3 protein-coding genes and 1 pseudogene are annotated in these 3,962 nt (G+C 71.9%); 3 read left to right on the forward strand and 1 reads right to left on the reverse strand.

Annotation, left to right across the window (positions count from 1 at the left end; translation table 11 throughout):
- Window positions 1-1,361 (forward strand): annotated as a pseudogene (locus AB0G02_RS25970) (hypothetical protein); the annotation flags it as partial.
- 46 nt (window positions 1,362-1,407) lie between these two features.
- On the opposite strand, the gene AB0G02_RS25975 reads toward AB0G02_RS25970, so the two are convergent.
- Window positions 1,408-2,664 (reverse strand): cytochrome P450, encoded by a 1,257-nt coding sequence (locus AB0G02_RS25975; protein ID WP_360798318.1) that lies wholly within the window; start codon window positions 2,662-2,664, stop codon window positions 1,408-1,410.
- A gap of 245 nt (window positions 2,665-2,909) precedes the next feature.
- Here AB0G02_RS25975 and AB0G02_RS25980 point away from each other — a divergent pair, with 245 nt between their 5' ends.
- On the forward strand, window positions 2,910-3,368 hold the full coding sequence (locus tag AB0G02_RS25980; protein WP_360798320.1) for a MarR family winged helix-turn-helix transcriptional regulator: 459 nt from the start codon (window positions 2,910-2,912) through the stop codon (window positions 3,366-3,368).
- On the forward strand, window positions 3,365-3,962 hold a 598-nt coding region (locus AB0G02_RS25985), incomplete at its 3' end, for an MFS transporter (RefSeq protein ID WP_360798322.1). The genes AB0G02_RS25980 and AB0G02_RS25985, both read left to right, overlap by 4 nt.

Genomic DNA, 3,962 nt, shown 5'->3' on the forward strand with positions numbered 1-3,962 from the left:
CCGGGTGGGCGTCACCGCGGCCCATCGGCCCGGCCGGCAACTACACCTACAACGCCTACACCGCGTACAGCACGGCGGGCGCGCAGGTCGGCGCCTGCTCCACCACCTCGACGTCGTCGCCCGGCGTGACCACCTGCTACGCCCTGGACGGCTCGGCGCTGGCCCCGCCGTCCTCGATGGTCGGGCTGCCCGGCGGGGTGATCGCGTTCAACCCCGAGGTGATCACCGACCCCAACGGCCACATCCGCAGCTACCTGCCGATCTGGGGCGGCCCGTACGGCGGCGCGGCGATCTGCCACGACTGGACCACCGCGTCGGCGTGCGCGGGCCTGCCCAACCCGATCACCCACCCGGGCGTCAACGGCGGCGCCACCCGCGACTACGGCTACGCCTACGACGTGCCGACGGGCTGCATGATCGGGCTCGGTGACGCGGGCGTGCTGTTCTCGATGGACCCGATCACGGGCGGCACGCCGTGCGTCCGCTCCGGCGGCCAGGTCTCGCTCACGCCGGGTGACTTCTACTGCGACGGCGACAACGACCACGTGCAGGGCTACGGCTCCGCGCGGCTGGTCGGCGTCACGCCGGGCAACGTCGACTTCGGCGCGTCCCGCGTGACCGTGGTCGACCAGGGCGGCGCCACCGTGGCCACGCCGGGCTTCGCGCCCGACGGCACGGTCGACCTGAGCGGTGTGTCCCCGACGGCCCACCCGACGATCTCCGTCACCACCACGCTGGTGCTGAACAACGGCGCCGACTTCGGCGGCGGCAACCAGCCCCGGTTGGTCGTGGACTTCACGGGTGACCCGCCGCAGGTGTGCTTCCGCACCACGATCGCCACCGCCTGCACCGTGGCGGACGTCTCCGACACCGCCACCGGCACGGACACGACCGGCGCGTTGACCTCCAACACGGTCACCGTCCCGGTCGCGCCGGGCCCGGCCTGCCAGCCGGTCGTGACGGTGGACAAGGAGATCTGCGCGTCGAAGACCGCGTCGCACTGCGGACCCAGTGGTGCGGGACCGTGGGCCAAGAAGGCGCCCGTGGGCACCCTGGGCCTGCTCAACGCCACGGCGTACTGGCGGATCACGGTGACCAACCAGGGGCCGGTGGCGATCACCGACGCGCACGTCGTGGACTACGAGGAGCCGGCGTGCGAGGCGGCGGCCGGCACGTTCACCCTCCAACCGGGTGAGACCAAGCGCTTCTACTGCTCCACCTACGCCCTGCTCACCCTGTTCCCCTTGACCAACCAGGCCAAGGCGAGCTACGTCCCGCGGAACTCGCCCGCCAACACCCCGCCGTCGTACGCGGCGTGGTCGTCGGCGACCGCGTGCTCCCTGCTCTGCCTGCTGGGCTGAGCCGACCGGCGGGTGGGGACGTGCTCCCCCCCGGCCCCGGCCGGCGTCAGGCGTCCCAGGTGATCGGCAGCGCGTGCACGCCGTAGATCAGCATGTCGTCGCGCATCGGCACCTCGGCGGCCGGCACGGCCAGCCGCAGACCGGGCAGCCTGGTCAGCAGCCCGGTGAACCCGGTCGTCATCTCCACCCGGGCCAGCTGCTGGCCGAGGCACTGGTGCACGCCGTGCCCGAACGCCAGGTGCGGCCCGCGCGGCCGGGTCACGTCCAGCACGTCCGGCCTGGGGTACTGGTAGGGGTCGCGGTTGCCCGCGGGCACGGAGACCAGCACGGTCGCGTCAGCCGGCACCCGCTCGCCCGCGATCTCCACGTCCTCGCGCGTGGTGCGGACGACGCCGAGGTGGACGATCGACAGGTAGCGCAGCAGCTCCTCGACCGCGCCGCCGATCAACGACGGGTCCTCGCGCAGGGCGGCCAGCTGCTCGGGGTGCTCCAGGAGCACGAACGTGCCGAGGGCCAGCATGTTGGCCGTCGTCTCGTGCCCCGCGACCAGCAGCAGGTTGGCGATGCCGATCAGCTCGTCCTCGGTGAGCGTCGGGTCGGCCTCGATCAGGCCGGACAGCATGTCGTCGGTGGGCTTGGCGCGCTTGCTCCGCACGAGCTCCCGCATGAACGCCCGCAGCTCCTCGGCGAGCCGCATCACCTCCTCCAGCGGCATCCCCAGGCTCAGCAGCTTCCCGGTGCGCTCCTGGAACTCGCGGCGGTCGCCGTACTCGACGCCCAGCAGCTCGCAGATCACCAGCGACGGCACGGGCAGCGCGAACGCCTGGACCAGGTCGGCGCCCGGTCCGGCGGCGATCATCGCGTCGAGGTGGTCGTCGACGATCTGCTCGATGCGCGGCTCCAGCTGGCGCATCCGGCGCACGGTGAACTGCCCGGTGAGCAGCTTGCGGTACCGCGTGTGCTCGGGCGGGTCCATGGTGATGAAGCTGCCCGCGCGGGCCCGCTTGTCGGTCAGGCGGGCGCGGACCGGCTGGGGGAGCTTCTCCAGCACCCGGCGGCTGCGGAACCGGTCGGAGCTCAGGCGCGGGTCCCCGAGCAGGGTGCGGGCCAGCTCGTGACTGGTGACCACCCACACCGGGTCGCCGTCGAGCATGGTCATCCGGTGCACCGGTCCCTGCTCTGCGAGCCGGGTGAGTGCCCGCGGCGGGTCGAAGGGGCCGGCGTCGCGTTGGCTGAACTCGGACGGCAGGGGGACGGTGAGCCGGCCCGTGGCGGCGCGCTTGCCCTGGGAAGCGGTGGTCATCGGCGGTCCGTTCCCGACCCGGTCGGTAACCGGGCCGCTGCTCGGCGTAGTGATAACCCACCGTACCAAAACGTGCACGGCGTGCAGCTTTTTCTGACCCGGTCTGCCGCCGGTGCAGGTCGAGGGGTTCGGGCTGCCGCCGTGGCGGCCGGTGTAAGACACTGCACATTGGGCAAACTTGCACGACGCGCAAGTTTAGGTGATAGTTGTATGCGGCAAGCAATGCGAGGAGATAGGGGGACGGCATGGACGCCGTCACGCGTGAGCTGGAGGACCGGTTGCGCGACCTGATGAGGGTCGTGCGGATGGTCAAGCAGCGCCCGCACCGGCTGGCCCCCGGCCTGATCGGCACGTTGTCGCTGATCGACCGGGCCGGCGCGAACCCCACCGGGTGCCACGCCAAGGAGCTGGCCGCCCGAGCCGGGCTGGACCCGTCCACGGTCAGCCGCGCGGTGGCCGCACTGGTCGCCAACGGGCTGGTGGAGAGACGCGCCGACCCCTCCGACGGCCGCGCCAGCATCCTCGTCGTGACCGAACGCGGTCGCACCGAGCTGGCCGCCGCCCGCGAGTGGCACGACGAGCTGCTGTCCCGCGCGCTTGCCCACTGGAGCCCGGAACAGGTCGAGGCGTTGACCGAAGGCCTGGGGCGACTTACCACCGACGTCGAAGGAGCCCTCGGCTCCACCTTGGAGGCCGCGCGATGAGCGCACCTGCCACCACCACCGGACCCATGAGCCACCGGCAAGTCCTGGAGGCTCTGAGCGGTCTGCTGTTGGTGTTGTTCGTCGCGATGCTCAGCAGCACCGTCGTCTCTACGGCCCTGCCGCAGATCATCGGCGCGCTCAACGGCTCGCAGACCCAGTACACCTGGGTGGTCACCGCCACCCTGCTCACCGCGACCGCCACCACGCCGATCTGGGGCAAGCTCGCGGACCTGTTCGACAAGAAGACCCTGGTGCAGGTCGCCATCGTGATCTTCGTGGTCGGCTCGATCATCAGCGGCTTCGCGCAGAGCGCCGGCCAGCTCATCGCGGCACGCGCGTTCCAGGGCATCGGCGTCGGCGGCCTGCAGGCGCTGGTCCAGGTCGTGATCGCGGCGATGATCGCGCCCCGCGAGCGCGGCCGGTACAACGGCTACCTCGGCGGCGTGATGGCGCTGGCCACGGTCGGCGGACCGCTGCTCGGCGGCCTGATCGTGGACACCGCGTGGCTGGGCTGGCGCTGGTGCTTCTTCATCGGCGTGCCGGTCGCGGTGATCGCGCTGTTCGTGCTCCAGGCCACCCTGAAGGTGCGGACCG

The organism is Actinosynnema sp. NPDC023658 (assembly GCF_040639995.1).
GTDB lineage: Bacteria > Actinomycetota > Actinomycetes > Mycobacteriales > Pseudonocardiaceae > Actinosynnema.